Genomic DNA, 23,982 nt, shown 5'->3' on the forward strand with positions numbered 1-23,982 from the left:
CGTTCCCGGGACCCTTCGTGGTCACGCAAGCTTTCGCCTCCGGGCCCGTCGTTCACGTCGCTGTCATCGAGCTTTCACTCGCACGTCCGGCCACGTTTCTCGCGTCCCGAGGTCGGGCGTGTCGCACGCGGCGCAAGGCCCGAAATCCGGGCACGCTGGAATAGTCAGCCGCTTTCGCTGGCCTACGATCACGCACGAACCTGCCCGCATGCTTCCGGGCACAGCGGTCCACGATACCCGTGGCCGGGACACAGGGTCAAAGCGGGTGGTATGGACCCCGCTACCGCGCCAAATTCAAGGTCAACTCGACCAGCTTCTTCGCTGCCCCGCACGGGTCGGGATGACTGGAGCCCGGACGGTAGTTGACCCAGAAGCCGATGACGCCTTGATCCGCCGCACCCGCGCTGACGCCGCAGGAGTCCGGATCGTTGGGACGGCGCGTCTCCAGCGCACGCCTGCCCTCGACGGTGATGTTGTTGGTGATGTAGCCGAGCTTGTCGTTGTTGGCCTTCTCGTTGTTCAGCGCACCGATCTCGTACCAATTGAGCGTCACCATGGCGTTGCCGCCGGGCGCGCCCTGCAGGTCCCACATGCAGACCGCGCCGTAGAAGGACGGCTGAACGAAGGAGTCCGTACCCACCGCCTTGGCGATGTCCTCGCTGGTGACGACCTCGCATTCACGCAGCAGCTTGTCGAAATTGGTGTTGACGGTGTCCCCGGTACCGGATCCGGCCGGGTAGGCGGACCCACCGACCGTTCGGCCGCACCCCGCGGCGCCGAACACGAGGGCCAACAGGGCGACCGCGGCGAATATTCCGCGGGTGCAGCCGCGCCGAAGTGTCATCGGTCCTCCCCTACCCCAGCCGTTGCACGGTCAGTTCCGCCAGCTTGTGCATGCGGTCGCACGGATTGCCGTTGGCGCCGAACAGGCCGAAGGACATCGACCATTCGAAGAAGTCGTCGTCGAGCCGCACCGCAAGGTCGCAAACCTGCCCGCTCGGCTCGAGCGCCTGAAAACCGGTACGGCCTCCGACTTCGATCGTCTGCGGATTGCGGCCCTGAGTGGAGACCCATGCCTTCTCTCGCTCGATCGGGCTGCCCCGGTAGGAGGCGAAGGTGACGCTGGACGAACCGGTCCCCGCGGACTGCCAGTTGCAGCCCACCGAGTTCTTCAGCACCTGGGAGATCTGGCCGAGACCCGCGATATCGCGCACCTCGTCGTCGGTCACGTGCCCGCATTCGCCGACGAACGGGCCGAGCGTGGCCACCTTCGGCGGCGGCCGCAGCGAGGTCTGGGTGTCGTCCGTGTCGCCTCCCGAACCGCACGCCGTCAGCATCAACGCCAGCACCGCCGCGCAGCCGACCAACGCCCCTATCCGCATAGCTGCACTCTACCCACGGCGTGGCATTCGGGTCCGGATCGCGCGAGCGGCAAAGGTTATCCGCCCTGGACGCGCAGCACATAAGTGTCTATGGGCGCGATATAGACGCACTCCGCCCGCCCGGTCTTGAAGTTCGACATCGCCGTCAGGCACGCGTCCAGATTCGGGTGATAGCTGGAGGGCGGCACCGCCCGCGCGGTCGGACCCGCGCCACCGCAGAGCGCGATGACGATCGAAGCCACCGCGGCGGTTTTCCCGGCCACCGCGACCCTCCCCCCGTGTCCGGCGAATGATCCGACCAGGAGAGTACTGCTAAATACACAGTGCGACAACCGATCACAAATTGCCGCGGGCATCCTGTTCGCGTTCGATCGCCTGGAACAGCGCCTTGAAATTGCCCTTGCCGAAGCCGAGGGAGCCGTGCCGCTCGATGAGCTCGAAGAAGACGGTGGGACGGTCGGTGAGCGGTCTGGTGAAGATCTGCAGGAGATAGCCGTCCTCGTCGCGATCTACCAGGATGCCGCGGCCCTGTAATTCCTCGACCGGCACGCGGACCCGGCCGATGCGGGCGCGCAGTTCGGGGTCCTCGTAGTAGGCGGCGGGCGTGTCGAGGAATTCGACGCCCTCGCGGCGCAGCGCGTCGACGCAGGCGAGGATGTCGCCGGTGGCGAGCGCGATGTGCTGCACACCGGGGCCGCGGTAGAACTCGAGGTATTCATCGATCTGCGAGCGCTTCTTGCCGGCGGCGGGTTCGTTGAGCGGGAACTTCACCCGGTGGTTTCCATTGGCGACCACCTTGCTCATCAGCGCCGAATACTCGGTGGCGATGTCGTCGCCGACGAACTCGGCCATGTTGGTGAAACCCATGACGCGGCGGTAGAACTCGACCCACTGGTCCATCTGCCCGAGTTCCACATTGCCCACGACGTGGTCGATCGCCTGGAACAGTCGAATGGGCGAGCCCGCCCGCCGCTGATAGTTCGAGCGCCGATTTACATAGCCGGGCAGATAGGGGCCGTGGTAACGGGAACGGTCGACCAGCGTGTGCCGGGTCTCGCCGTAAGTGGCCAACGCGGCCGAGCGGACAGTGCCGAAGTCGTCGGTGTCGTCGTGTGGTTCGACCAGGATGGTGGCGCCTTGCGTGCGGGCCCATGCCATACAGCGATCCACGTCGGACACCTCTAGCGCGATGTCGACAACACCGTCCCCGTGCCGATCGTGATGGGTGACCAGCGTACTGCTCGGGTCGACTGCCCCGGTAATCACGAAACGCGCTGAGCCACTGCGTAAGACGAACGCTTTGTGGTCACGGTTTCCGGTCTCGGGACCGGAGTATGCCTCCAGCCGCATCCCGAAAGCGGATTCCAGAAAGTGCGCGGTCTGTGTGGCGTTGCCGACCACCCAGACCAGCGCGTCCCAGCCGACCACGGGGAAGGGGTCGCCGCTGTCGTCGTGGTCGACCAGCCCGACGAGCGTAGGCAGCTCGCCGTCGCTGGGGGCGGTGCCGCGCCGGGCATCGGACAGGTGATCGATGGTCATGCTCCAAGGAAATCGCCGGGTCGGCACGGTAGGCAACAGCACCAATTATCGATAGACAGTGTGGCGAATTCGACTAGGAAATCACGTGGAATGCTGGACAATCTGAATAGCATTTGCAAGACAGACAGCAAGCCTGGTCCATGCCCCGAACGGAGGCCGTCATGTCGCGCACGCCCGCGAAAATCGACGAACTCGATCTCGCCATCCTCACTGCGATGCACGAGCACCAGAAAGCGGGCATTCTCGAGCTGTCCCGCCGCACCCGGGTCGCCAGGGCCACGGTGCAATCCCGGATCGGGCGTATGGAGGAGTCCGGCGTGATCGCCTCTTACGACCCGCAAATCGACGTCACCGCGGCCGGGTTCGACGTGCAGGCGTTCGTCACGTTGGAGATCGCGCAGGGCGCGCTCGACACCGTCGCGGCCGAACTCGACGCCATCCCCGGCGTGCTGGAGGCCTACGCGACCACCGGCTCCGGCGACGTGCTCTGCCGGATCGGCGCCGACTCGCACGCTGGACTGCAGGCCGCGTTGCTGAGCATCGACCGGACCTCGTCGGTGGTGCGCTCGCACAGCGTCATCGTGCTGTCGACGGTGGTGGCACGCCGCTCGCTGCCGCTGCTGCGCACGGTGAGTCCGGCCGCTACCACCAAGGCGCCCGCATACCGCTCGACCCACGAACCGTAGCCGCGGCAACCGTTTCGATCGAGGTGCTTTCCACGCTCAGGGACGCAGGTCGGCGTCCACGTCGAGGATTTCCACGCTGGCCCGCCTGCCTGCCTCCAGAAAGGCGAGCAGGGCGTGCGCTTCGGCCGCCACGTCGGCGCTTTCCGTCTTGGTCCACGTCCGGGTCGGGCTGATCCGGAGCCGAGCGGTCTCGGCGGTGACGAAGACTTTGTACAGACCCGCGAGGAACCCGTCGACCAGCACCGGAGACACTTGCGCCGCGAAGGCGCGCAGCGGAGGGGCCGCACCATCCGGCACGATCCTGGCCCGATCCCGATGGGAGAGAAGGGCATTGTCGTACCAGCCGAGTAGGCGCACGGGAGCGGGCATGTCGGGTTCGGCGAGCTCGCCGTCGGCGACGTCGTAGAGAGTCCGTCCGCGCTCGTCGGTGTAGGTGCGCACGCGGTCGCCGAGTTCGTCGATCGCCCGCTTCATGCCGAGCAGTTTCGACCAGGTCTGCATGTCCATGGTGCAGGCCGGGCCGAAGGCGCGCAGATATCGGACGAGCAACTCCGCCAGCGGGTAGCTCGGGTCGAGCGGAGCGGCGAGCCACGGCTCGACCCGGGACCAGATCGGCCTGCTGTTGTCTTTCCACGTGCCCCGCGGTGGGGTCTGCAGCACCGATAGCTGATAGAGCCAGGTCTGCACCACCGCGCCGGCGTTGCGGTCCGGATAGAGTTCGGTAGCGCGGGCGCGCAGCTCCGCAGCGGACATCGGCTCGTCGCCGAGAACCGCCTCGCCGTGCCCGCGCACCTCCTCCGGGTCGAGTCCGACCATCGCGCCGTAGTTGAATCCCTTGCGGAACGGCACCTTCTCCAGTTCTGGTTGCACGTGCGGCGCGATGCGTAGCGCGTCGGGCGGGGTGACCAGGTGAATCGTGCCGCGCATCAGGGTGATGCGGACCAGCGAGCGGTCCTGCAGCGCGTCCGACACCGTCGTCGGATCGAAATCCGCGATCCGGCTCCATAATCCAACGAACGGCGGCAGCGAATCCTGCGCCTGCAGCCCGACGAGATGGTCACACATCTCGTGCACGGAGCGCGAGGAGCGCTCCAGCAAGTGCTGGCGGGCGAGCAGGGTGCGATTCAGCACCCGGGTGGACAGCTTCATAGCGCACTCCAGAGACGGCAGGTCCGTGCGCGTCAGCGCAGCGTGACAACAACCTTGCCGGTGGCGGTGCGGTTGTCCAGCGAGGCGACCGCCTCGGCGGCCTTGTCCAGCGGGTACAGCGCCGGCTCCGGCGGCGCGATTTCACCGGAGGCGAGCAAAGGCTCCACCTCGGCCCACTGCTCAGCCAGATACCCCGGGTGCGACATCACCCATTCGCCCCACGCTGCGCCGACCACCTCGACGTTCTTCAGCAGCAGCCGGTTCACCTTGACGGTGGGGATCTCGCCGGCGGTGAAGCCGACCACCAGCAACCGGCCCGCCGAGGCGAGCGAACGAACACTGTCGGTGAAGCGGTCACCGCCGACCGGGTCGAGCACGATGTCCACGCCGCGGCCGCCGGTCAATTCCTGCACCGCCGCGAGCCAGCCGTCGGCGAGCACGACGTCGCTGGCGCCGTTGGCGCGGGCCACCTCGGCCTTCGCCTCCGTGCTCACCACCGCGATCACCCGGCCCGCGCCGAGCGCGGTCGCCATCCGCAGCGTCGAGGTGCCGATGCCGCCCGCGGCGCCGTGCACGAGCACGGTCTCGCCCTCGGCCAGCCTGCCGCGGTTACGCAGGCAGAAGTGCACGGTCAGATCGTTGAACAGGATGCCGGCGCCCGCCTCCAGCGAGACGTTGTCCGGCAGTCGGAACACCATCTGTGCGGGCGCGACGGCCACTTCAGCCAGGGCGTTGCCGAGCAAGGTCAGTGCGACCACCCGGTCACCGGCCTCGACGTGCGCGTCCTCCGGCGCCTCGCGCACGATGCCCGCAACCTCGCCGCCGACGACGAACGGCAGCTCGGGCTTCATCTGGTACAGGCCACGCGTCATCAGCACGTCCGGGAACGCGACACCTGCCGCGTGCACGTCGATCACGACACCCCCCCGGTAGGACGCGGGCTCCGGGATGTCCACGACCTGGATCGCTTCAGGTCCTTCCAGCTTGCTGACCTGGGCTGCGCGCATGTGCTGACCTCTCTGTCTCGCGACGGCGGGTGTCCTCGCCGACGCCGCCGGAACCAACCTAACCGGCCGCCGCGAACCAGTGTCCATCTGGGATGCCGCACGCCCTATAAGACGCCCGGCCACGACGACGTCTGGAATCCGGCGGACGGATCCCAGGGCTACTGATCGAAGCTTCTCGACCCGGCCCACCTCGGCCGTCCACACCATCCCGCCTGGTCCAAGCATTTTTTGGCGGATTATGCGGGAGTACAGGCGGCTCGACGCGAGGGTGTGACGTACGCCCCGTAAAGTCGTGTCACAACAGCACCGCATGAAGAAACGCAGCACACCGTGCAGCGCGAGGAGCACCAGTGTCACTCGATCAGCCACTCGCCCCGCTTCCCCAGGAGGGCATGGGCTTTACTTCGGCGTGGCCAGTCCGGGCTGGCGATGTGGATCCTTACGACCGGTTGCGGTTCGATGCCGTCGCCCGCTATCTGCAGGATATTGCCTGGGAAAATCTGCAGACAACGTTCTTTCACCGGACCGACCCGAATTGGATCGTCCGACGGACGGTCATCGACGCCATCCGACCGATCCTCTGGCCGGACGAGGTGCGGCTATTGCGCTGGTGCTCGGCGTTGTCCACCAGGTGGACCAATATGCGCGTGCGGATCACCAGTGGAAACGGTGGCTTGATCGAGACCGAGGGCTTCTGGATCAACATCAGCGAGTCGACCGGGATGCCCGCCCGGATCAGCGACGAGGGCCTCGCCTACCTGGGCCGCACGACCGACGAGCATCGGCTGCGCTGGCGGCCGTACCTGGCAGACGCCACGCCGCCGGAATCGGACACCGACATGCCGTTCCCGGTGCGCGCCACGGATATCGATCAGTACAACCACGTCAACAATGCCTGTTACTGGCAGGCGGTGGAACAGTTCCTGGTCGACTACCCGAAGCTGCTCGCCGGCCCGCACCGCGCGGTGATCGAATACGTCGCCCCGGTCCTCGCGCGCCAGCATGTGACCATACGCAGCCGATACGAGCCCAGCGACCGGTCAGGACAGCCGGTGCTGCGGTTGTGGTTCGTTGTCGGTAGTACGACCACCACGGTGGTCCGCATCATGCCGCTGCCCGGTGCCGCCTCTCCGAGTCTTCAGGCTGCCCGCCTCGGGGGCCGGTCGGATCTCGGATGATCCGACCGGCAACCGGCGCTGTCAGCCGCGCGCGGCCTTCAGCAGATCCTCGCGCGTAGTGAACTTGACCCGCGGCCGCCCCGCGGACTTGCCCGCGACCTTCTCCGCCTGATCGATCGCCCGCCAGCCCGCCCGGTCCACGAGGTCGGCCTGCCGCTGCGTGAGCAGCGCCTTCAGCGCGGCCCGATCGCCCTGCGGCACAGCGAGTTTGCCCGTGGTGAAGTCGGAAAGGAGCTGTTCCACTGTCTCCTCGGAGTCGACCCGGTTCGAGCCGATCACACCGCGCGGACCGCGCTTGATCCAGCCGCTGACATACACGCCGGAAATCGGTATGCCGTCGGCGCCGATTACCCGGCCGTGCTCGTTGGGCACGACACCGCGCCGTTCATCGAACGGCAGGTCGCCGACCGGCTCCCCGCGGTAGCCGATGGACCGCAGCACCAGCGTGGCGTCGATGCTCTCGGTCCGGTCGGTTGCCACGGCCACCAGCTGACCGCCCTCGCTGACCAGCTCGTTGTGCACGAACTCGATCGACTCGACGCGGGCGGCGCCGGTCAGCGCGGTCGGCGAGGCGAGGTAGCGGAAGACGATCCGCTTGTTGCCCTCCGCGCGCCGACCGGCGGCGTACTCTTCGGCCAGGGTGTACTTCAGCGTCAGCGACGGCTCGATCTCCGGATCGTCCAGCATTGCTTGGCTCGCCTGGTCGAGTTGCAGATCACCCTCCTCGACGAGGACGTCGACGCCCTTCAGGTGAGCAAGGGCGAGGAACTCCGACGAGGTGTAGGCCGCCTGCAGCGGGCCGCGCCTGCCGAGCACGACGACCTCCCGAATGTTGCTCTGGCGCAACGCGTCCAGCGCGTAGTCCGCGATGTCGGTCTTGGCCAGTTCGTCAGGGTCGACGGTCAGCACCCGCGCCACGTCCAAGGCGACATTGCCGTTGCCGACGATCACGGCCCGCTCGCCGGACAGGTCGAAGGTCCGGTCGGCGTAGTCCGGGTGGCCGTTGTACCAGGCGACGAACTCGGTGGCCGAGTGGCTGCCCGGCAGATCCTCGCCCGGCACGCCGAGACAGCGGTCGGTCGAGGCGCCGACCGCGTAGATCACGGCGTGGTGGTGCCGCAGCAGTTCGTCATGCGAGATGTCCGTGCCGACCTCGACGTTGAGGTAGTACTGCAGTGTCTCGCGGCGGAACGCGGACTCGAACATGCCCGAGACCGTCTTGGTGCCGGGGTGGTCCGGAGCGACGCCCGCACGGACCAGACCCCACGGGGTGGGCAGCCGGTCGAACATCTCGATTTCGACGTCTGCCCTGCGCAACAGTTCGTCGGCGGCGTAGCAGGCCGCCGGCCCGGCTCCGACAATCGCGACGCGTAGGGTGCCCAGCTGCTTCGGCGGACGGGCGGGAGTGACGATGGGATCGAAGTTCGACTCGAGCGGATGCCTCTGGAAGTAGGCCGCATTGATATCCCGGTATCGCGCCAGCGAGGCGGTGAGGTCGTCCTCAGGGAAGATGGCCTCCACCGGGCAGGCGTCTACGCAGGCACCACAGTCGATACAGGTGTCGGGGTCGATGTAGAGCATCTCGGTAGTCGCGAACTCCGGCTGGTCCGGGGTGGGACGGATGCAATCGACCGGGCACTCGGAAACGCAGCTGGCGTCGTTGCAACAGCGCTGCGTGATTACGTAGGCCATATTGTGCTGATCCTCGAAGATGTACGTGGGCTGTGGCCACCCAAGGGTTGCGGTGGGCAGAAGTGGCGTCCATTACTTCCACCCCAGGGATTCCCCGCGGCAGGCGTGATGTGATGCCGCTTTCAGTTTGCCTCGAGTACGGTCGAGACCTCACGTCCGGAGGCCCTACGGTATCCCCATGGTGCGGACTCTGATCCTCATGCGGCACGGCAAGTCGGCGTACCCGGACGGTATCGGCGATCACGAACGACCGCTGGCGCCGCGGGGTCGGCGCGAAGCCGGGCTGGCGGGCCGCTGGTTACGCGAGACCCAGCCACCGATCAACACCGTACGCTGCTCCACCGCCATTCGCACCCGGCAGACGCTGATCGCCACCGGGATCACGGCGCCGGTCGTTTTCGAGGCCGGAATCTACGAGGCCGCGCCGCCTTCGGTCATCGAGCTGATCCAGCTCAGCGACGACGACGTCTCGACGCTGCTGGTGATCGGACACGCGCCCGGCATGCCGTGGACGGCATGGGAGTTGGCGAGCAACCGCGATTCGGCACCGGCTGTCGAGCTCAGCAGGAACTTCCCCACGTCGGCGCTCGCCGTGTTGGAATTCGACCGGCCATGGGCCGATATCGACCCCGGGACCGGGAAGCTGACCTACTTCCATATTCCGCGCTGACTACTCGCGGTCAGCGCAGTAACTTGCCGCCGACCACAACGACCGCACCGAGGATCACCAGCAGCACGAACGCGGCGAAACCGCCGAACAGCCACCACACGACACCGAGCGCAAGCACGAAGGGCGCCACAGCGATGGCGGTGATCACCGGGCTTTCTTTGACCGTCGCCCAAGCCGAACGAGCCCTGATCCGGTCGATGTCCTTTCCAGGCATGTCCCCAGAGTAGGCGGGAAGCGGGGACTTTGTCGGTGGCGGGTGAAATGCTCGGCGGATGGACTGGAAAATTGAGCTCGTCGCCATTCCGGTGACCGACGTCGACCGTGCCAAGGACTTCTACACCAAGATCGGCTTCAACGCCGACCACGATCACCGGGTCAACGAGAACCTGCGCTTCGTTCAGCTGACCCCGCCCGGTTCCGGCTGTTCCATCTGTCTGGGCGAGGGCATCACCGAGGCGGCACCCGGCAGCGTCGAGGGCATGCAGATGGTGGTGGCCAACGCTGAGGATGCCTACCAGCACCTGGTCGCCGCCGGTGTGCAGGCCACTCCGGTGCAGGACCTCGGCTGGGGCCTGTTCACGTTCTTCTCCGATCCGGACGGCAACAAGTGGGCCGTTCAGCAAATGCCCGACTACAGCAGCTGACCAGCTCGGCGCCTCAGCGCCTCAGCAAAAGGCAGACCTCATCGGGCAGGCGATTGTCTGCCCGTCTTCACGTGCAGACCGAAATTTCGGACCCGGGATCGGGGCTTCGGCAGAATGGGGCTTGCTTGGAGTGCACTCCAGGTGACTAGCGTCGTCGATGTTCAACGAGAAGGGCGAGGGCATGAGGGAGCGCAGCGAGCGAATCACCACCACAGCGCACACCGCGCATGACGGAGCCGAGCGGCAGCGCGGTGAGGGCATGAGCGAAACCGCACCTCGAGACAGTGTGAGCGAATGGGAGCAACCGCGGTATTCGATCGGTGCCGTGGCTGAGCGGTCGGGGCTGAGCCGGGACACGTTGCGCTGGTACGAGCGGATCGGGCTGATGGATTACATCGGCAGGGACCACACCGGCAAGCGCCGGTTCAGTGATCGCGACCTGGAATGGCTGGCGCTCATCGGTCGCCTGCGCACCACTGGCATGTCGGTGGCGGACATGGTCCGCTACGCCGAGCTGGTGCGGGCAGGGGAATCCACGTTCCCGGAGCGGCTGGCGATGTTCCAGAACACGCGCTCGGAGGTACTCGCCAAGATCGATGAACTTCATCAGACCCTGGCCGTGCTGGACTACAAGATCGCCGTCTACGAGGGCAGAGCCCAGGCGGGCCGGCCGGCCGCGGTCATCGCGCACGACAGCGAAGGGATCAAGGTATGAACGCCGTATCGCGGAGCGATTCGATGAAAGGTGGGGGCCCGGCGACGGGTGGGCTCGACACCCTTCCCGCTACCCCACTGGGCACCAGCGGCATACGGGTAGGGGCGCAGGGGTTGGGCTGCATGGGGATGAGCGAGTTCTACGGCCCCAGCGACCTGACCGAATCGCGGGCGACGCTGGAACAGGCCCTGGAACTAGGTGTCACGCTCTTCGACACCGCCGACATCTACGGCTCTGGCCATAACGAAGAATTCCTCAGCGATTTTGTCGGCGCCCATCGCGACCGGGTGGTGCTGGCCACCAAGTTCGGCATCGTCCGCAAGGCCGACGACCCGACCTACCGCGGCTTCGACAACTCCCCCGGCTACATCCGCAGTGCGGTGGAGGCCAGCCTGCGCAGGCTCGGGATCGACACCATCGACCTCTACTACATGCACCGCAAGAGCCCCGCCGTGCCGATCGAGGACACCGTCGGCACCATGGCGGAACTGGTGCGGGAGGGCAAGGTTCGCGCGCTGGGCCTGTCCGAGGTGACCGGAGCCGAATTGCGGGCCGCACACGCGGTGCATCCGATCGCCGCGGTGCAGTCGGAGTGGTCACTGTTCTCCCGCGATGTCGAGCGGACCGTGGTGCCCGCCGCCGCGGAACTGGGCGTGACGTTCGTGCCGTACTCGCCGCTCGGCCGCGGCTTCCTCACCGGATCGTTCACCGGCTCGAGCGGATCGGCGGAGGGGAAGGACTTCCGCGCCTCGATGCCACGCTTCTCCGGCGACAACGCGGCGCACAACGCCGAGCTGCTCGCACCACTGCGGGTGATCGCGGACGCGCGCGACAGCACGCTCGCGCAGGTCGCGCTGGCCTGGGTGCACGCGCAGGCCGGGGTGCACGACCTCGCGGTGGTCCCGATTCCCGGCACGCGCAGCCGAAGCCGGCTCGCCGACAACGTGGCCGCCGCGACCATCGCGCTGACCGCCGACGAACTGGCTACGCTGGAGCCGATCGCAGATAAGGTGGCCGGCAACCGGTACGCGGATATGTCTTTCACCTCGGCGGGGCGGGAATAGCCGGCAGCACGAGAAATCAGGAGACAGTCGTGTCCACGTTGACGCTCAACGTCCGCTTCACCGCCGAGCCGGGCTGTGAGGCGGATCTGAAGGAACTGCTGCAGAGCATGATCGAACCAACCCTGGCGGAGGAGGGCTGTCTCGGCTACGAGCTCTACCTGCATCCCACCGACCCGAGAAGGGTAGTGCTGCTGGAGGAGTGGGTCGACGCGGACGCCCTGGCGACGCATTTCCAGACCCCGCATCTGAAGGCTTGCGCGGCGGCACTGGAGGGCATCCTGGTCGAGCCGTTCGAGCTGCGACGGTTCGCCGAGATCGCTTGATCTCGCGGCCGCAACCCTCCGGCGATCCGCAGAGCGCCGGAGGGTTGCGCAACCATGCCTGGTCCGAGAAGCGCCTGCCCGCTGAGATCGCGGCGGGCGTTCGGCGTTCCACTAGGTCGGTATGTACTCTGCCGGTTCAGATCATGGCGACCCAGCGGCATTGCGGACAACACTCCAGCACCCGGACTGAAGTCCGCTTATTCGGTGGTCGTTGTCTGCGTGTTTACCGGCGGCGACTAACATCCGACGAATATGAAGTCCTCCGCACCCCACGACCGTGTCTGGATCGACAAACAGACACCGACCGCCTTTCGCGCGCTCAACAGCGTCGCGAGCGAGGTGCGGGCGGCGGGCGCCGCGGTCGGGCTCGACCGCAGGATCATCGAACTGATCAACCTGCGCGTCTCCCAGATCAACGGCTGCGCGTACTGCCTGGACGTGCACTACCGGGCCGCGCTCGCGGCCGGAGTGACCGAACAGGAGATCGCGGTACTGCCGGGGTGGCGGCGCGGCGGGACATATACCCCATTCGAGCAGGGCGTACTCGCGGTCGCGGAGATCACGGCGACGCTTCCGGACGAAGACACCCTAGAGCGTGAGTACGCTTTCGCTCGCACGTACCTGACGGATGATCAGCTGTCTGCCGTCGCCTGGGTGGCGACCACGATCGGCGCGTTCAACCGCGTGTCGATCCTCAGCAGGCACCCGGTCCGCGCACGGAAGGAGAAGGCAACCATGACCGCATCGACTCCGGAGTCCGAGGTCGTCCGCAACGACGAAAAGCACCGCTACGAGGTGTTCTACGGCGGGGAGCCGGCCGGCTTCGCCGACTACGAGGAGCGCGCCGACGAGACAGTGTTCACCCACACCGAGATCGACGGCGCGTTCTCCGGCAAGGGCCTCGGCACAGCCCTGGCCGAGCGCGCGGTCGAGGACACCATCGGCCGCGGCCGTGTGATCCGGCCGCTGTGCCCGTTCATCAAGGCATACCTGGACAAGCACGCGGAATACGACGCCCACGTCATCGGTAAGGGCGTCACTCGTGAGTGACCTCGACCCGCGGCCCGCGGAGACGCTCTGTGAGCCGGCGCCAGGCCCCGGTCCTGCCGTGGAGCTGTATCCGGCGCGCGAGGTGCCGCTCGGCGGTGTCCGTGGAGTCTTCGTGGAACGCGTGCTACCGCAACGGGACCTGCCGACGGTCGGCGCATGGTGCTTCCTCGACCACTTCGGCTCGCCGACCGTCACCAAGACCGGTGCGCCGCCGGACATAGATCCGCACCCGCACATCGGCCTGCAGACAGTGACCTGGCCGTTCGAAGGACGCATCCGACACCGCGACTCGGTCGGCTCGAACGTTGAGATCGAGCCGGGCCAGCTGAACCTGATGACCTCCGGACGCGGCATTGCGCATTCGGAGTATGCCGTCCCGGGCGCCCCAGCAGGGCACGGCCTGCAATTGTGGATCGCTTTGCCCGGCGATCAGGCCTGGATCGACCCGCACTTCGAGCAGCATCGCGAGTTGCCCGTCCTCGAGGCTGCCGGCCTACGGGCGATCGTCCTGATCGGCTCGCTGGCCGGGGTCGCTTCGCCCGCGATCGCGTACACACCTCTGGTCGGCGCCGACGTGCGGGTGGAGCCGGGCGCCGACGTCACCCTCCCGCTGAACCCTCGTTTCGAGCACGCGGTGTTGGTGATCGAGGGCGAGTTGACAGCCGCGGAGACCGAGCTGGCGCCGGGGCCCCTGCTGTATCTGGGCACCGATCGCGACGAGCTCCGGCTTGCCAGCGCGGGCGGTGCCCACTTCGCGCTGATCGGTGGCGAGCCGTTCGGCGAGGAACTGGTGATGTGGTGGAACTTCGTCGGCCGCGGCCATGAGGAGATCGTCGCCGCCCGAAACGACTGGGAGAACCGCGAACTCCACCGTTTCGCCGACATCGCAGGGCACCCGCCCGAGCAGCGCATTCCCGCACCGCCACTGCCGGGCCTACATCTGAAGCCGCGCAAACGCCGGATCGGTTCGGCCAGAGACTAAGTGGCACAACGTGATTCGACCCCGATCCCCCGGGGCCGAACACGTTCCCGGTCAAGATCCAGCGGCCAATAGGGCGTCCAGCGCCCGATAGCTTGCGTTGAGCCCGGTCTCCATGCCCGACTGCAGCATTCCGTCGCGCTCCTGTGACGTATGGAACTGACTGTCGGTGACCACCTTCGTCCGGCCGTCGCCGAGGTCGACGAAGCTGACGTTGTCGACCGCGACATAAGCGGGCATACCGTCCCACTCGAAGGAGTACACCATCCGCTCCTGCGGTGTGATCTCGCGGAATCTGCCCTCGAAGCCGTTTGTTTCGCCGTCGGAGTGTTCGACGAAGCGCCAGTGCCCGCCCCGGCGGAACTCCCAGCGCTCGACGTCGAGTCGATTGCCGCGCCCCCACCATTGGGTGAGCAGCTCGATCCGGCTATAGGCGGCCCACACGCGCTCGCGTGAGGCGTCGAAGATCCGCTCGACGTGGATCTCACGGTCGGTGTCGGCGGTGACGACGGCGTCGTTCGTGGTTGTGCTCATCAGTCCTGCTCCGTTCGCTCGAGAAATTCACCGAGACGGTCCATCCGGGCTTCCACCATGCGCCGATAGCCCTGCATCCAGGCCACTTCTCGGTCGAAGACGTTCTCGCCGAGTCGGCAGTACCGCACCCGGCCACGCTTCTCTGTGCGGATCATGCCCGCCGCCTCCAGCAGCTGGATGTGCTTCTTCATGCCGGTCAAGGTCATCTCGAAGCGTTCGGCCAGCTCACTGACGGTCGCGGGCCCACGGCCGAGGCGCTCCAGGATTCCACGTCGAGTGGGATCCGCGAGCGCCCCGAAGGAGGCATCCAGGAAGGCATACTGAACCATCTAGTTCAGAGTTGCGTGCCCGAGCGAGTTCGTCAAGAGGTCGTCGTCAACTCTTCTCATGTCGCCGGCCGGACGGCATCGTCATCGGACAAACTGGACAGGGCAGGTTCGGGCTGTTCGTGCTCTACTCCATCACGGCGCCGCGGTCTCGGGGCCGGCTGAGCTGGCACGCGGCGGGTATCTACCGCATCGCCGACGGCCGCGGCGGCGGCGTTCAAGGCGCCCAGCGCTTCGCACCGCTCAACAGCTGGCCGGACACGCGCGATCGGCGCGTGGGCCGGGTTCGGCGGCTGCGGACAGCCCGTCGTCGATACGGCGTCGGAATACGTGAACAGCACGCCCTAATCGAGAGGGCCGGCCATTGCGTCGACGTCGGCGGGGGCCAGCGTCTGGTCGCCGATTACGCGCAGCAAGTCCAGCTTCTCGGCCGCGTCCGTGCCCGGACGCGGCAGGTAGACCAAGAGGCGTTGCGCGGCGTTGGGCGTGAGCAACGTTTCGCAGACGGTGTCGATCAGGCCGACTCGCGGATGCAGGATACGCTTGGTGTCCGAAAGACGCACCGCCACTTCGTGTTCCTCCCAGAGTCGATCGAATTCCATACTCGACGAACGCAACTTCGTGATGAACTCGGCGACATCGGCGTCACCCGCGCGACGGGCGGCGGTGGCGCGCAGATCGGCGACGTGCCTGCGACTCAGCCGGTCCCAGTCCTCCTCCGGGAAGATGGCGCGCGACGAAACGTCGGTGAACCAGCGGTACGCGTAGAAGCGTTCCCAGCCGCGCCGCTCGCCGTGATCGCCGACGAGCAGGCTGTGCATCCTGTTCTGCACGAGCACTTCACCGAGATCGGTGACGACGGTGGCCGCCGTGTCGTCCAGCTTCGCGAGCAGGTGCATCAGGCCGGGGCCGACATGTTTGTCGGGCAGCTCGTCGCCCGGCGCCGCGTGATCGCACAGGTGGTAGAGGTGATCGCGTTCGTCGCTGCTGAAGCGCAGCGCCCGCGCGAGCGAGGCGAGCACCTGCGTGGATGGGCGCGGGCCACGCGACTGCTCCAGCCGGGTGTAGTAATCGGTCGACATCCCGGCCAGCATGGCGACCTCGTCCCGGCGCAGGCCCGGCGTGCGGCGCCGAGCACCGGGCGGCAGCCCGAGGTCCGCGGGCGTCAGCTGCTCGCGGCGGCGGCGCAGGAAGTCGGCGAGCTCGGCACGATCCATGCCACCACTGTCCCCCGAAAAGGAGCGCTCAGCCAGGGATCCCCACTCCCCCGATAAACGCTCTCTCCCGAAACCGGTCCGCGCAGGTCACCCTGGTCGCATGACGACATCGAAGATCGAAACCGTGCACCTCGGCAAGAACGGACCCCCGGTGAGCCGCATCGGGCTCGGCGCGATGGGAATGTCCGGCATGTACGGCACCGCCGACGACGACGAGTCGACTGCCACCATCCACAGCGCGCTGGATTCGGGCGTCAACCTCATCGATACCGGCGACTTCTACGGCGCCGGGCACAACGAGTTGCTGATCGGCAAGGCCATCGCCGAGCGTCCGCGCGAGGACGTGGTGTTGAGCGTGAAGTTCGGCGGCCTGCGCGGGCCCGGTGGCAGTTGGGGCGGCGTGGATAACCGACCGGTCGCGCTGCGCAACTTCCTTACCTACAGTCTGCAGCGGCTCGGCGTCGACTACATCGATGTCTACCGGCCCGCCCGGCTCGATCCGAACGTACCGATCGAGGACACTGTCGGCGCCATCGCCGAACTGATCGAGGCCGGATACGTTCGCCACGTCGGCCTGTCGGAAGTCGGTGCCGAAACCATTCGCCGCGCCGCGGCGGTGCATCCGATCGCGGACCTGCAGATCGAGTACTCGCTGATCTCGCGTGGCATCGAGGCGCGGATCCTGCCGGTCTGCCGCGAACTCGGCATCGGCGTGACCGCCTACGGCGTGCTCTCGCGGGGCCTGCTCAGCGACTCGATCCAGGCCGGAACCGGGTTCGCCGCCAACGACTTCCGCGCACACAGTCCGCGCTTTCAGGGCGAGAACCTGGACCGGAATCTCGAACTGGTGCGCGCGCTCGGCGCGATCGCGGCGGACAAGGGCGTCTCGGTGGCGCAACTAGCTATCGCGTGGGCGCTCACTCGGGGCGAAGACATCGTGCCGGTCATCGGTGCGCGGCGTCGCGAACGTTTAGCTGAAAGCCTTGGCGCCCTTTTTATCTCGCTCAACACAGAGGAGCTGGCCATCATCGAGGCGGCAGTGCCCGCCGACCAGGTCGCGGGCGAGCGCTACGCGAGCGCGCAGATGGCGTTGCTCGACAGCGAGCGCTGAGGCCGCAGCCGGAGTCGGAGTCCAGCACTCGGTTCCAATTCGGTAGCCCCCTGCTGTCGGGCACGCTAGCATCGCTTGTTCGTATTCGACCTGGTGAACAACCTGAGGAGGTGGGGCGGGATGACCACGCCGAAGACCGCCGTCACACACGACGCCCGGACTGTCCAGTCGTCTCGGGTCCCGGCCTGATCTCTCTTCGTCCGGCGTTCGTGCTGCGAGCTATCCGGCTCGCGTGACGGTGGTGTTGTGTCCGCGGACGGGCCCGACCCCCATCACGAATACGGAGAATCCGAGTTGAATTCCCCCATCGATTGGCACACGCGCGCCGAAAACGATGCCGACATTCCCGCTGTCCACGCGATCAACCATGCGGCCTTCGACAGGGCCGAGGAGGCCGATCTGGTCGACGCACTACGCGACAACCCTGCCTGGATCGACGGACTGTCCCTTGTCAGCACACTGCCAGATGACACACCGGTCGGCTACGCGCTGCTGACCCGCTGCCACGTCGACACCACGCCGGCGCTATGTCTCGGTCCGTGCGCCGTGCTGCCCGAATACCAGAAGACCGGCGCCGGTAGCGCCGCGATCCGGGCGGGGCTCGCGGTTGCGGCGCGGATGGGCGAGCGTTTCGTCATTGTGCTCGGCCATCCGACGTACTACCCGCGCTTCGGCTTCGGGAAGGCATCCGAGCACGGCATCGGTCTCACCATCGAGGTGCCGGATGAGGCGTTGATGGCGCTGACGCTCACCCCTGCTCACCCACTACCGCGCGGCACGGTTCGCTACGCCGAGCCATTCGGTATCGACTAGCGAAAACCATTGGCACTCATGGGCTGACAGTTCCGAGGGTGGGTGACTCAGGTCTTCCCACCCTCGGTGGTCGGGCCCCATGCCTCGACTTTGCGTGAAACAACGGCCTATGCGCCCCGCCTCCGTTGACATGCAAGCTATGACTTGCCTATGATCGTGTCCGTGGCGACAGACCCTGACCTGTTCAAGGCTATCGGCGACTCGACGCGACGCATCATCCTGGACGAGCTGACCGACAAGGACGGTCAGACGCTGTTCGAGATCTGCGGCCGACTGACCATGAAGCACGGCCTTGCCTCCTCGCGCCAGGCCATCTCGCAGCATCTCGCGGTGCTCGAACAGGCTGGCCTGGTGCACACCCGACGGCAGGGCCGGTACAAGTTCCATCACATCGACACGAGCCCGCTGCGCTCGATCGTCGAGCGGTGGCCCATCGACCGAGAGGAACCTAACCCGTGATCCGCATCAACATCACCAGCGTTTTCGTCGATGACCAGGCCAAGGCGCTTGCCTTCTACACCGAGAAGCTGGGGTTCATCAAGAAGACCGACGAGCCCGCCGGCGAGGCCCGCTGGCTGACCGTGGTCTCCCCCGCCGACCCGGACGGCGTCGAGCTGCTGCTCGAGCCGGACGGCCACCCAGCGGCGAGCCCGTTCAAGAACGCCCTGGTCACCGACGGCATCCCCTTCACCCAGTTCGCCGTCGACGACGTGTACGCCGAGGTCGAGCGGCTCAAGGGGCTGGGCGTCGAGTTCACCCAGGACGCCACCGACATGGGGCCGGTGGTCACCGCGGTCCTCGACGACACCTGCGGCAACCTGATTCAGATCGCCACCATGAAGTAGTCGCTCCGCCCGCATACATCGGGTCCGGCTGGTTCGCCGCCGCCTGCGCGTGTCGGTACGTGTTCTTGGTGGCCGAGTCGGTGACCCTCTTCGGCCGTCAAGCAGTAGCGACTCATCGACGACTGCCGCATTTCGTTCCTTCCACGAATGGAACTATCGGTACGACGTTTCCGGTAACCCCAAGCCCTCGACGGGGTTCGGGCCTGTCCGCAATCCCCCCGAGTGCCACTCCCCGAAGGGGGGCATACGGAAGCGCGTGATCACAACCGGCGGTGAGGCATTGCGACCTGCAGTGCTGCGGCCTTTTTCGTTGTCGGCTTCGCTATATTGGCCGTTGCCACGCAAGTAATCGCCCCCGGCGCGGCCGATATACCCTCGGGCGCGTACTTTTCACAGCAGGTGTCGCCGCCGCGATCGCGGCGGTCTCCCTTCCGTGGAAGACCACTGACATCGTGCTACCAACGGCTGGGCAGAAATACTGTTCGCCGCTGTCGGGCCAGCCCTGAGCAAGTCCCTCGTAGAAGATGGTCACCCCACCGATGTCCCACTCGTAGGCATCCGGAATCTCGTCGCCGCCAGCGCGAAACGGTATGGCGCCCTTGGCAAGAGGCAATGGATCATCAAGAAGGTCGAGTAGAGCCAAACGTACTTTGACCCGAAGCAACTCCGGGAGTTCGTAGATTTTTCTGTTCCGCCTGTGGATTGACCTCGATGAGAACCTTACGGCCAGTCAAAGATGTCTTCCCTCTGCAGGTCTTCATTAGTCAGAGTGCGAAACGCCTCTGGATTGGTTGCGAACTGCGCCATTCCCTTGCGCAACTGCTCTGCGATCAGGCCCCTGTCCTGCGGGCCACGAAGACCGTCTGGACCTGTGATTACACGGTGCGGGTCGCCAGCAGGAAGAGGGCTCGCGAGAGGCATTATCCCATGACAGGTGATCCAGTCCGCACCAGCCCGCAACGCATTCGGCCCCCGCTCCGGAATGAAGCGGGGGCCGAATGCTGCCGTACTCTACCGAATTACCGGTAGTCGCTGAACCCGTAGTCGTCCAGCGGGACCGCGGCACCCGTGGTCTGGCCGAAGCTTTCCGGGCTGTAGTAGGTGTCGTCGTAAGACGGCACCGCGTACGCGGCGGCACGGGCTTCTTCGGTCGGCTGCACCTGGATATTGCGGTAGCGGTTGATACCGGTACCGGCCGGGATCAGCTTGCCGATGATCACGTTCTCCTTGAGGCCGATGAGCTTGTCGGAGCGGCAGTTGATCGCCGCGTCCGTCAGCACTCGAGTGGTCTCCTGGAAGGACGCCGCCGACAGCCACGAGTCGGTAGCCAACGACGCCTTGGTGATACCCATCAGCACCGGGCGACCCGCCGCGGGCTCGTTGCCCTCGGCGACGACGCGGCGGTTGGATGCCTCGAACTCGGCACGCTCGGTGAGCGAGCCGGGCAGGAACTCCGTCGCACCCGAGTCGATGATGGTCACGCGACGCAGCATTTGGCGCACGATCACCTCGATGTGCTTGTCGTGGATCGACACACCCTGCGAACGGTAGACCTCCTGGACCTCGTGGACCAGGTGGACCTGCACCTGTCGGGGGCCCATGATGCGCAGCACCTCATGCGGATCCGCCGCGCCCTCCAGCAGCTGCTGGCCGACCTCGACGTGGTCACCGTCCGAGAGCAGACGCTCGGTGCCGTCGTCATGCTTGAACACACGCAGACGCTGCCGCTTCGAGAGCTTGTCGTAGACAACCTCTTCGCCACCGTCATCCGGGATGATGGTGATCTTGTAGAAGCGATCGTCGTCCTCCAGCCGCACGCGACCGGAGACCTCGGCGATGGGCGCCTTGCCCTTCGGCACGCGAGCCTCGAAGAGTTCCTGAACACGCGGCAGACCACCGGTGATGTCGTCGCCCGCGACACCACCCTGGTGGAAGGTACGCATGGTCAGCTGAGTACCGGGCTCACCGATGGACTGCGCGGCGACGATACCGACGGCCTCACCGATGTCGACCAGCTTGCCGGTCGCCATGGAGCGGCCGTAGCAGGTCGCGCACACGCCGGTGCCTGTGGTGCAGGTCAGCACGGAGCGGACCTTCACCTCGGTGATGCCCGCGTCCAGCAGCGCCTCGAGAGCCGGGTCGCCGAGGTCGGCGCCCTTGCCCACCACCACATTGCCCGCGGCGTCCACCGCGTCGGCAGCGAGGGTGCGCGCGTAAGTGGAGGTCTCCACGTGCGCGTCGCGGATGATGGAGCCGTCGAGCAGCTTCTCCGCGATCGGCACCACGATGCCGCGCTCGGTGCCACAGTCGTGCTCGCGCACGATGACGTCCTGCGAGACGTCCACCAGACGACGGGTCAGGTAACCCGAGTCGGCGGTACGAAGCGCGGTGTCGGCCAGACCCTTTCGGGCACCGTGGGTGTTGATGAAGTACTCCAGAACCGTCAGGCCCTCACGGAAGGAGGACTTGATCGGTCGCGGGATGAACTCACCCTTCGGGTTCGTCACCAGGCCCTTCATGCCCGCGAGGGTACGGGTCTGGGTGAAGTTACCCGTGGCGCCCGAGTCGACGATCGTGATGATCGGGTTGTCGGCCGGGTAGTGCGTGCGCAGCGCCTTACCGACCTCTTCGGTCGCCTCCTGCCAGATCTTGACCAGGGCGTTGTTGCGCTCCTGGTGATCGAGCGCACCACGCTGGTACTTCTTCTCGATCTGATCCGACTGCGCCTCGTAGCGCTCCATGATCTCGGCCTTCTCCGGCGGCACGAGCACGTCGGACATGGAGACCGTCACGCCGGAACGAGTGGCCCAGTAGAAGCCCGCGTCCTTGAGCTTGTCGACGGTCTGCGCGACCACGATCATCGGGTAGCGCTCGGCGAGATCGTTGATGATCGTCGCCTGACGCTTCTTCGGCATCTGCTCGTTGATGAACGCGTAGTCCACGGGCAGCAGCTCGTTGAACAGCACCCGGCCCAGCGTGGTCTCGGTGATCCACGCATCGCCGCGCCGCCAGCCCTCCGGGAACCGCTCCGCCTCGATGTCCTTCGGCGGACGCTGGTCGGTCAGCCGGACCTTGATCAGCGAACGCACGGTGAGTTCACCGCGGTCCACCGCCATCTGCGCCTCGGCGGGCGAGGAGTACACGCCCTGCTCCGGTGCGTCCTTGGTGGCCGGACGGTACGAACCCTTCGCGCCCTCTTCCAGGCGGGTCAGGTAGTACAGGCCGGTCACCATGTCCAGACGCGGCATGGCCAGCGGACGACCCGAGGCCGGCGACAGGATGTTGTTCGAGGACAGCATCAGGATGCGGGCCTCGGCCTGCGCCTCCGCCGACAGCGGCAGGTGCACGGCCATCTGGTCACCGTCGAAGTCGGCGTTGAACGCCTCACAGACCAGCGGGTGCAGCTGAATGGCCTTGCCTTCCACCAGCTGCGGCTCGAAAGCCTGGATGCCGAGGCGGTGCAGGGTGGGCGCACGGTTGAGCAGCACAGGGTGTTCGGCGATGACCTCTTCGAGGACATCCCACACCTGCGGCCGCTGCCGCTCCACCATCCGCTTGGCCGACTTGATGTTCTGTGCGTGGTTCAGGTCGACCAGGCGCTTCATCACGAACGGCTTGAACAGCTCCAGCGCCATCAGCTTGGGCAGACCGCACTGGTGCAGCTTCAGCTGCGGGCCGACGACGATGACCGAACGGCCCGAGTAGTCGACACGCTTACCGAGCAGGTTCTGCCTGAACCGGCCCTGCTTGCCCTTGAGCAGATCGGACAGCGACTTGAGCGGACGATTGCCCGGCCCGGTGACCGGGCGGCCGCGGCGGCCGTTGTCGAACAGCGCGTCGACGGACTCCTGCAGCATCCGCTTCTCGTTGTTGACGATGATCTCGGGCGCGCCGAGGTCGATCAGTCGCTTGAGGCGGTTGTTGCGGTTGATCACGCGGCGGTACAGGTCGTTCAAGTCGGAGGTGGCGAAGCGGCCACCATCGAGCTGAACCATCGGACGCAGCTCCGGCGGGATCACCGGAACGGCGTCGAGCACCATGCCCATCGGCGAGTTGCCGTTGGACTGGAAGGCCGCGACGACCTTGAGCCGCTTGAGCGCGCGCAGCTTCTTCTGGCCCTTGCCGCTGCGGATCGTCTCGCGCAGCAACTCGGCCTCGGCGTCGATGTCGAAGTTCTCCATCAGCTTCTGGATGGACTCCGCACCCATGGCGCCGGTGAAGTACTCGCCGTAGCGGTCGATCAGCTCGCGGTAGAGCACCTCGTCCACGATCAGCTGCTTGGGGGCCAGCTTGGTGAAGGTGTTCCAGATCTCTTCCAGCCGGTCCAGCTCGCGCTGAGCACGGTCGCGGAGCTGGCGCATCTCACGCTCGCCACCGTCCTTGACCTTGCGGCGCACGTCGGACTTCGCGCCCTCGGCCTCCAGCTCGGCCACGTCGGCCTCGAGCTTCTGGGCGCGGGCCTCGAGGTCGGCGTCGCGCTGGTCGGCGACCGCCTTCTTCTCGACCTCCATCTCGGCCTCGAGCGTGGACAGCTCGTTGTGCCGCAGCTCCTCGTCGACGGCCACGATGACGTAGGCGGCGAAGTAGATGATCTTTTCCAGATCCTTCGGCGCCAGATCGAGCAGATAGCCCAGACGCGAAGGCACGCCCTTGAAGTACCAGATGTGGGTGACCGGCGCGGCCAGCTCGATATGGCCCATCCGCTCACGGCGCACCTTGGCGCGAGTCACCTCGACGCCACAGCGCTCACAGATGATGCCCTTGAAACGGACGCGCTTGTACTTACCGCAGTAGCACTCCCAGTCCCGGGTGGGACCGAAGATCTTCTCGCAGAACAAGCCATCCTTCTCCGGCTTGAGCGTGCGGTAGTTGATGGTCTCCGGCTTCTTCACCTCGCCGTAGGACCACTGGCGGATGTCGTCGGCGGTGGCAAGGCCGATCCGGAGTTCATCGAAGAAGTTGACGTCTAGCACGTAACTTCCTTTCCCCTATTCGGGTCGAATTCGAGCAAAAGTTCACTAGTTGGTGTCTTCCGAGCATTTGCTCGGCCGAGCACAC

25 protein-coding genes are annotated in these 23,982 nt (G+C 66.3%); 13 read left to right on the forward strand and 12 right to left on the reverse strand.

Translation table 11 applies throughout. The features are described 5' to 3' along the window. Positions 1 to 280: 280 nt before the first annotated feature. The 4 genes from OH799_RS20810 to hppD form a co-directional block, all read right to left on the reverse strand. On the reverse strand, positions 281 to 844 hold the full coding sequence (locus OH799_RS20810) for a DUF3558 domain-containing protein (RefSeq protein WP_406266644.1): 564 nt from the start codon (positions 842 to 844) through the stop codon (positions 281 to 283). A gap of 10 nt (positions 845 to 854) precedes the next feature. Further along, entirely contained in the window at positions 855 to 1,382 is a 528-nt protein-coding gene (locus tag OH799_RS20815; RefSeq protein ID WP_406266647.1) for a DUF3558 domain-containing protein, read from the reverse strand. A gap of 56 nt (positions 1,383 to 1,438) precedes the next feature. Then, a complete protein-coding gene (locus OH799_RS20820; protein ID WP_406266649.1) occupies positions 1,439 to 1,645 on the reverse strand; it encodes a hypothetical protein in 207 nt (68 codons plus the stop codon). A gap of 73 nt (positions 1,646 to 1,718) precedes the next feature. Further along, entirely contained in the window at positions 1,719 to 2,921 is a 1,203-nt protein-coding gene (gene hppD, locus OH799_RS20825) for a 4-hydroxyphenylpyruvate dioxygenase (protein ID WP_406266652.1), read from the reverse strand. A 161-nt stretch (positions 2,922 to 3,082) separates the two neighbouring features. On the opposite strand from hppD, the gene OH799_RS20830 reads away from it, so the two are divergent. Then, complete coding sequence (locus tag OH799_RS20830) at positions 3,083 to 3,607, forward strand: Lrp/AsnC ligand binding domain-containing protein (protein WP_357271456.1); 525 nt, start codon at positions 3,083 to 3,085, stop codon at positions 3,605 to 3,607. A gap of 36 nt (positions 3,608 to 3,643) precedes the next feature. Here OH799_RS20830 and OH799_RS20835 read toward each other — a convergent pair whose 3' ends face one another. Continuing rightward, positions 3,644 to 4,756, reverse strand: coding sequence for a winged helix DNA-binding domain-containing protein (locus OH799_RS20835; RefSeq protein WP_406266655.1), 1,113 nt, complete (start codon positions 4,754 to 4,756; stop codon positions 3,644 to 3,646). A gap of 32 nt (positions 4,757 to 4,788) precedes the next feature. After that, positions 4,789 to 5,763, reverse strand: coding sequence for an NADPH:quinone oxidoreductase family protein (locus OH799_RS20840; protein WP_406266658.1), 975 nt, complete (start codon positions 5,761 to 5,763; stop codon positions 4,789 to 4,791). Between the two features lie 350 nt (positions 5,764 to 6,113). Here OH799_RS20840 and OH799_RS20845 point away from each other — a divergent pair, with 350 nt between their 5' ends. Then, positions 6,114 to 6,941: an acyl-[acyl-carrier-protein] thioesterase gene (locus OH799_RS20845; protein ID WP_406266661.1), complete on the forward strand. Its 828-nt coding sequence runs from the start codon at positions 6,114 to 6,116 to the stop codon at positions 6,939 to 6,941. Positions 6,942 to 6,962: 21 nt separating this feature from the next. Here OH799_RS20845 and OH799_RS20850 read toward each other — a convergent pair whose 3' ends face one another. Next, the gene (locus OH799_RS20850) at positions 6,963 to 8,633 is read right to left on the reverse strand and encodes an FAD-dependent oxidoreductase (RefSeq protein ID WP_406266664.1); all 1,671 of its coding nucleotides are present in this window, start codon (positions 8,631 to 8,633) and stop codon (positions 6,963 to 6,965) included. Positions 8,634 to 8,811: 178 nt separating this feature from the next. Between OH799_RS20850 and OH799_RS20855 the strand changes: the two genes are divergently transcribed. Further along, a complete protein-coding gene (locus OH799_RS20855) occupies positions 8,812 to 9,303 on the forward strand; it encodes a SixA phosphatase family protein (RefSeq protein ID WP_406266666.1) in 492 nt (163 codons plus the stop codon). A 10-nt stretch (positions 9,304 to 9,313) separates the two neighbouring features. On the opposite strand, the gene OH799_RS20860 is transcribed toward OH799_RS20855, so the two are convergent. Continuing rightward, complete coding sequence (locus OH799_RS20860; RefSeq protein ID WP_357072985.1) at positions 9,314 to 9,517, reverse strand: hypothetical protein; 204 nt, start codon at positions 9,515 to 9,517, stop codon at positions 9,314 to 9,316. Between the two features lie 58 nt (positions 9,518 to 9,575). On the opposite strand from OH799_RS20860, the gene OH799_RS20865 reads away from it, so the two are divergent. From OH799_RS20865 to OH799_RS20890, 6 genes are all read left to right on the forward strand, one after another. After that, positions 9,576 to 9,947, forward strand: coding sequence for a glyoxalase superfamily protein (locus OH799_RS20865; RefSeq protein ID WP_406266669.1), 372 nt, complete (start codon positions 9,576 to 9,578; stop codon positions 9,945 to 9,947). Between the two features lie 157 nt (positions 9,948 to 10,104). Next, on the forward strand, positions 10,105 to 10,662 hold the full coding sequence (locus OH799_RS20870; RefSeq protein ID WP_406266672.1) for a MerR family transcriptional regulator: 558 nt from the start codon (positions 10,105 to 10,107) through the stop codon (positions 10,660 to 10,662). A gap of 23 nt (positions 10,663 to 10,685) precedes the next feature. Next, entirely contained in the window at positions 10,686 to 11,726 is a 1,041-nt protein-coding gene (locus tag OH799_RS20875) for an aldo/keto reductase (protein WP_406266675.1), read from the forward strand. A 29-nt stretch (positions 11,727 to 11,755) separates the two neighbouring features. After that, positions 11,756 to 12,049: a putative quinol monooxygenase gene (locus tag OH799_RS20880; protein WP_406266677.1), complete on the forward strand. Its 294-nt coding sequence runs from the start codon at positions 11,756 to 11,758 to the stop codon at positions 12,047 to 12,049. 252 nt (positions 12,050 to 12,301) lie between these two features. Further along, positions 12,302 to 13,099 (forward strand): N-acetyltransferase, encoded by a 798-nt coding sequence (locus OH799_RS20885; RefSeq protein WP_406266680.1) that lies wholly within the window; start codon positions 12,302 to 12,304, stop codon positions 13,097 to 13,099. Then, the gene (locus OH799_RS20890) at positions 13,092 to 14,081 is read left to right on the forward strand and encodes a pirin family protein (protein WP_406266683.1); all 990 of its coding nucleotides are present in this window, start codon (positions 13,092 to 13,094) and stop codon (positions 14,079 to 14,081) included. The genes OH799_RS20885 and OH799_RS20890 overlap by 8 nt, the downstream gene beginning before the upstream one ends. A gap of 51 nt (positions 14,082 to 14,132) precedes the next feature. On the opposite strand, the gene OH799_RS20895 is transcribed toward OH799_RS20890, so the two are convergent. The 3 genes from OH799_RS20895 to OH799_RS20905 all read right to left on the reverse strand — a co-directional run bounded on the left by OH799_RS20895 (position 14,133) and on the right by OH799_RS20905 (position 16,155). Continuing rightward, positions 14,133 to 14,612, reverse strand: a complete 480-nt coding sequence (locus OH799_RS20895) for an SRPBCC family protein (RefSeq protein ID WP_406266685.1) — start codon at positions 14,610 to 14,612, stop codon at positions 14,133 to 14,135. Beyond that, on the reverse strand, positions 14,612 to 14,941 hold the full coding sequence (locus OH799_RS20900) for an ArsR/SmtB family transcription factor (protein WP_406266688.1): 330 nt from the start codon (positions 14,939 to 14,941) through the stop codon (positions 14,612 to 14,614). Before OH799_RS20900 ends, OH799_RS20895 begins: the two co-directional genes overlap by 1 nt. Positions 14,942 to 15,282: 341 nt before the next feature. Then, positions 15,283 to 16,155 carry a helix-turn-helix transcriptional regulator gene (locus OH799_RS20905; protein WP_406266691.1) on the reverse strand — a complete coding sequence of 291 codons (873 nt, stop codon included), beginning with the start codon at positions 16,153 to 16,155 and terminating at the stop codon, positions 15,283 to 15,285. Positions 16,156 to 16,255: 100 nt separating this feature from the next. Between OH799_RS20905 and OH799_RS20910 the strand changes: the two genes are divergently transcribed. From OH799_RS20910 to OH799_RS20925, 4 genes are all read left to right on the forward strand, one after another. Continuing rightward, the gene (locus OH799_RS20910; RefSeq protein ID WP_406266694.1) at positions 16,256 to 17,266 is read left to right on the forward strand and encodes an aldo/keto reductase; all 1,011 of its coding nucleotides are present in this window, start codon (positions 16,256 to 16,258) and stop codon (positions 17,264 to 17,266) included. A gap of 294 nt (positions 17,267 to 17,560) precedes the next feature. Then, positions 17,561 to 18,079 (forward strand): GNAT family N-acetyltransferase, encoded by a 519-nt coding sequence (locus OH799_RS20915; RefSeq protein ID WP_406282309.1) that lies wholly within the window; start codon positions 17,561 to 17,563, stop codon positions 18,077 to 18,079. Positions 18,080 to 18,229: 150 nt separating this feature from the next. After that, positions 18,230 to 18,538, forward strand: coding sequence for an ArsR/SmtB family transcription factor (locus tag OH799_RS20920; protein ID WP_406266697.1), 309 nt, complete (start codon positions 18,230 to 18,232; stop codon positions 18,536 to 18,538). Then, the gene (locus OH799_RS20925; protein ID WP_406282312.1) at positions 18,538 to 18,924 is read left to right on the forward strand and encodes a VOC family protein; all 387 of its coding nucleotides are present in this window, start codon (positions 18,538 to 18,540) and stop codon (positions 18,922 to 18,924) included. Before OH799_RS20920 ends, OH799_RS20925 begins: the two co-directional genes overlap by 1 nt. A gap of 1,019 nt (positions 18,925 to 19,943) precedes the next feature. Here OH799_RS20925 and OH799_RS20930 read toward each other — a convergent pair. Further along, the gene (locus OH799_RS20930) at positions 19,944 to 23,897 is read right to left on the reverse strand and encodes a DNA-directed RNA polymerase subunit beta' (RefSeq protein WP_406266699.1); all 3,954 of its coding nucleotides are present in this window, start codon (positions 23,895 to 23,897) and stop codon (positions 19,944 to 19,946) included. Positions 23,898 to 23,982 lie beyond the last annotated feature (85 nt).

This window comes from Nocardia sp. NBC_00881 (genome assembly GCF_045207455.1).
GTDB lineage: Bacteria > Actinomycetota > Actinomycetes > Mycobacteriales > Mycobacteriaceae > Nocardia.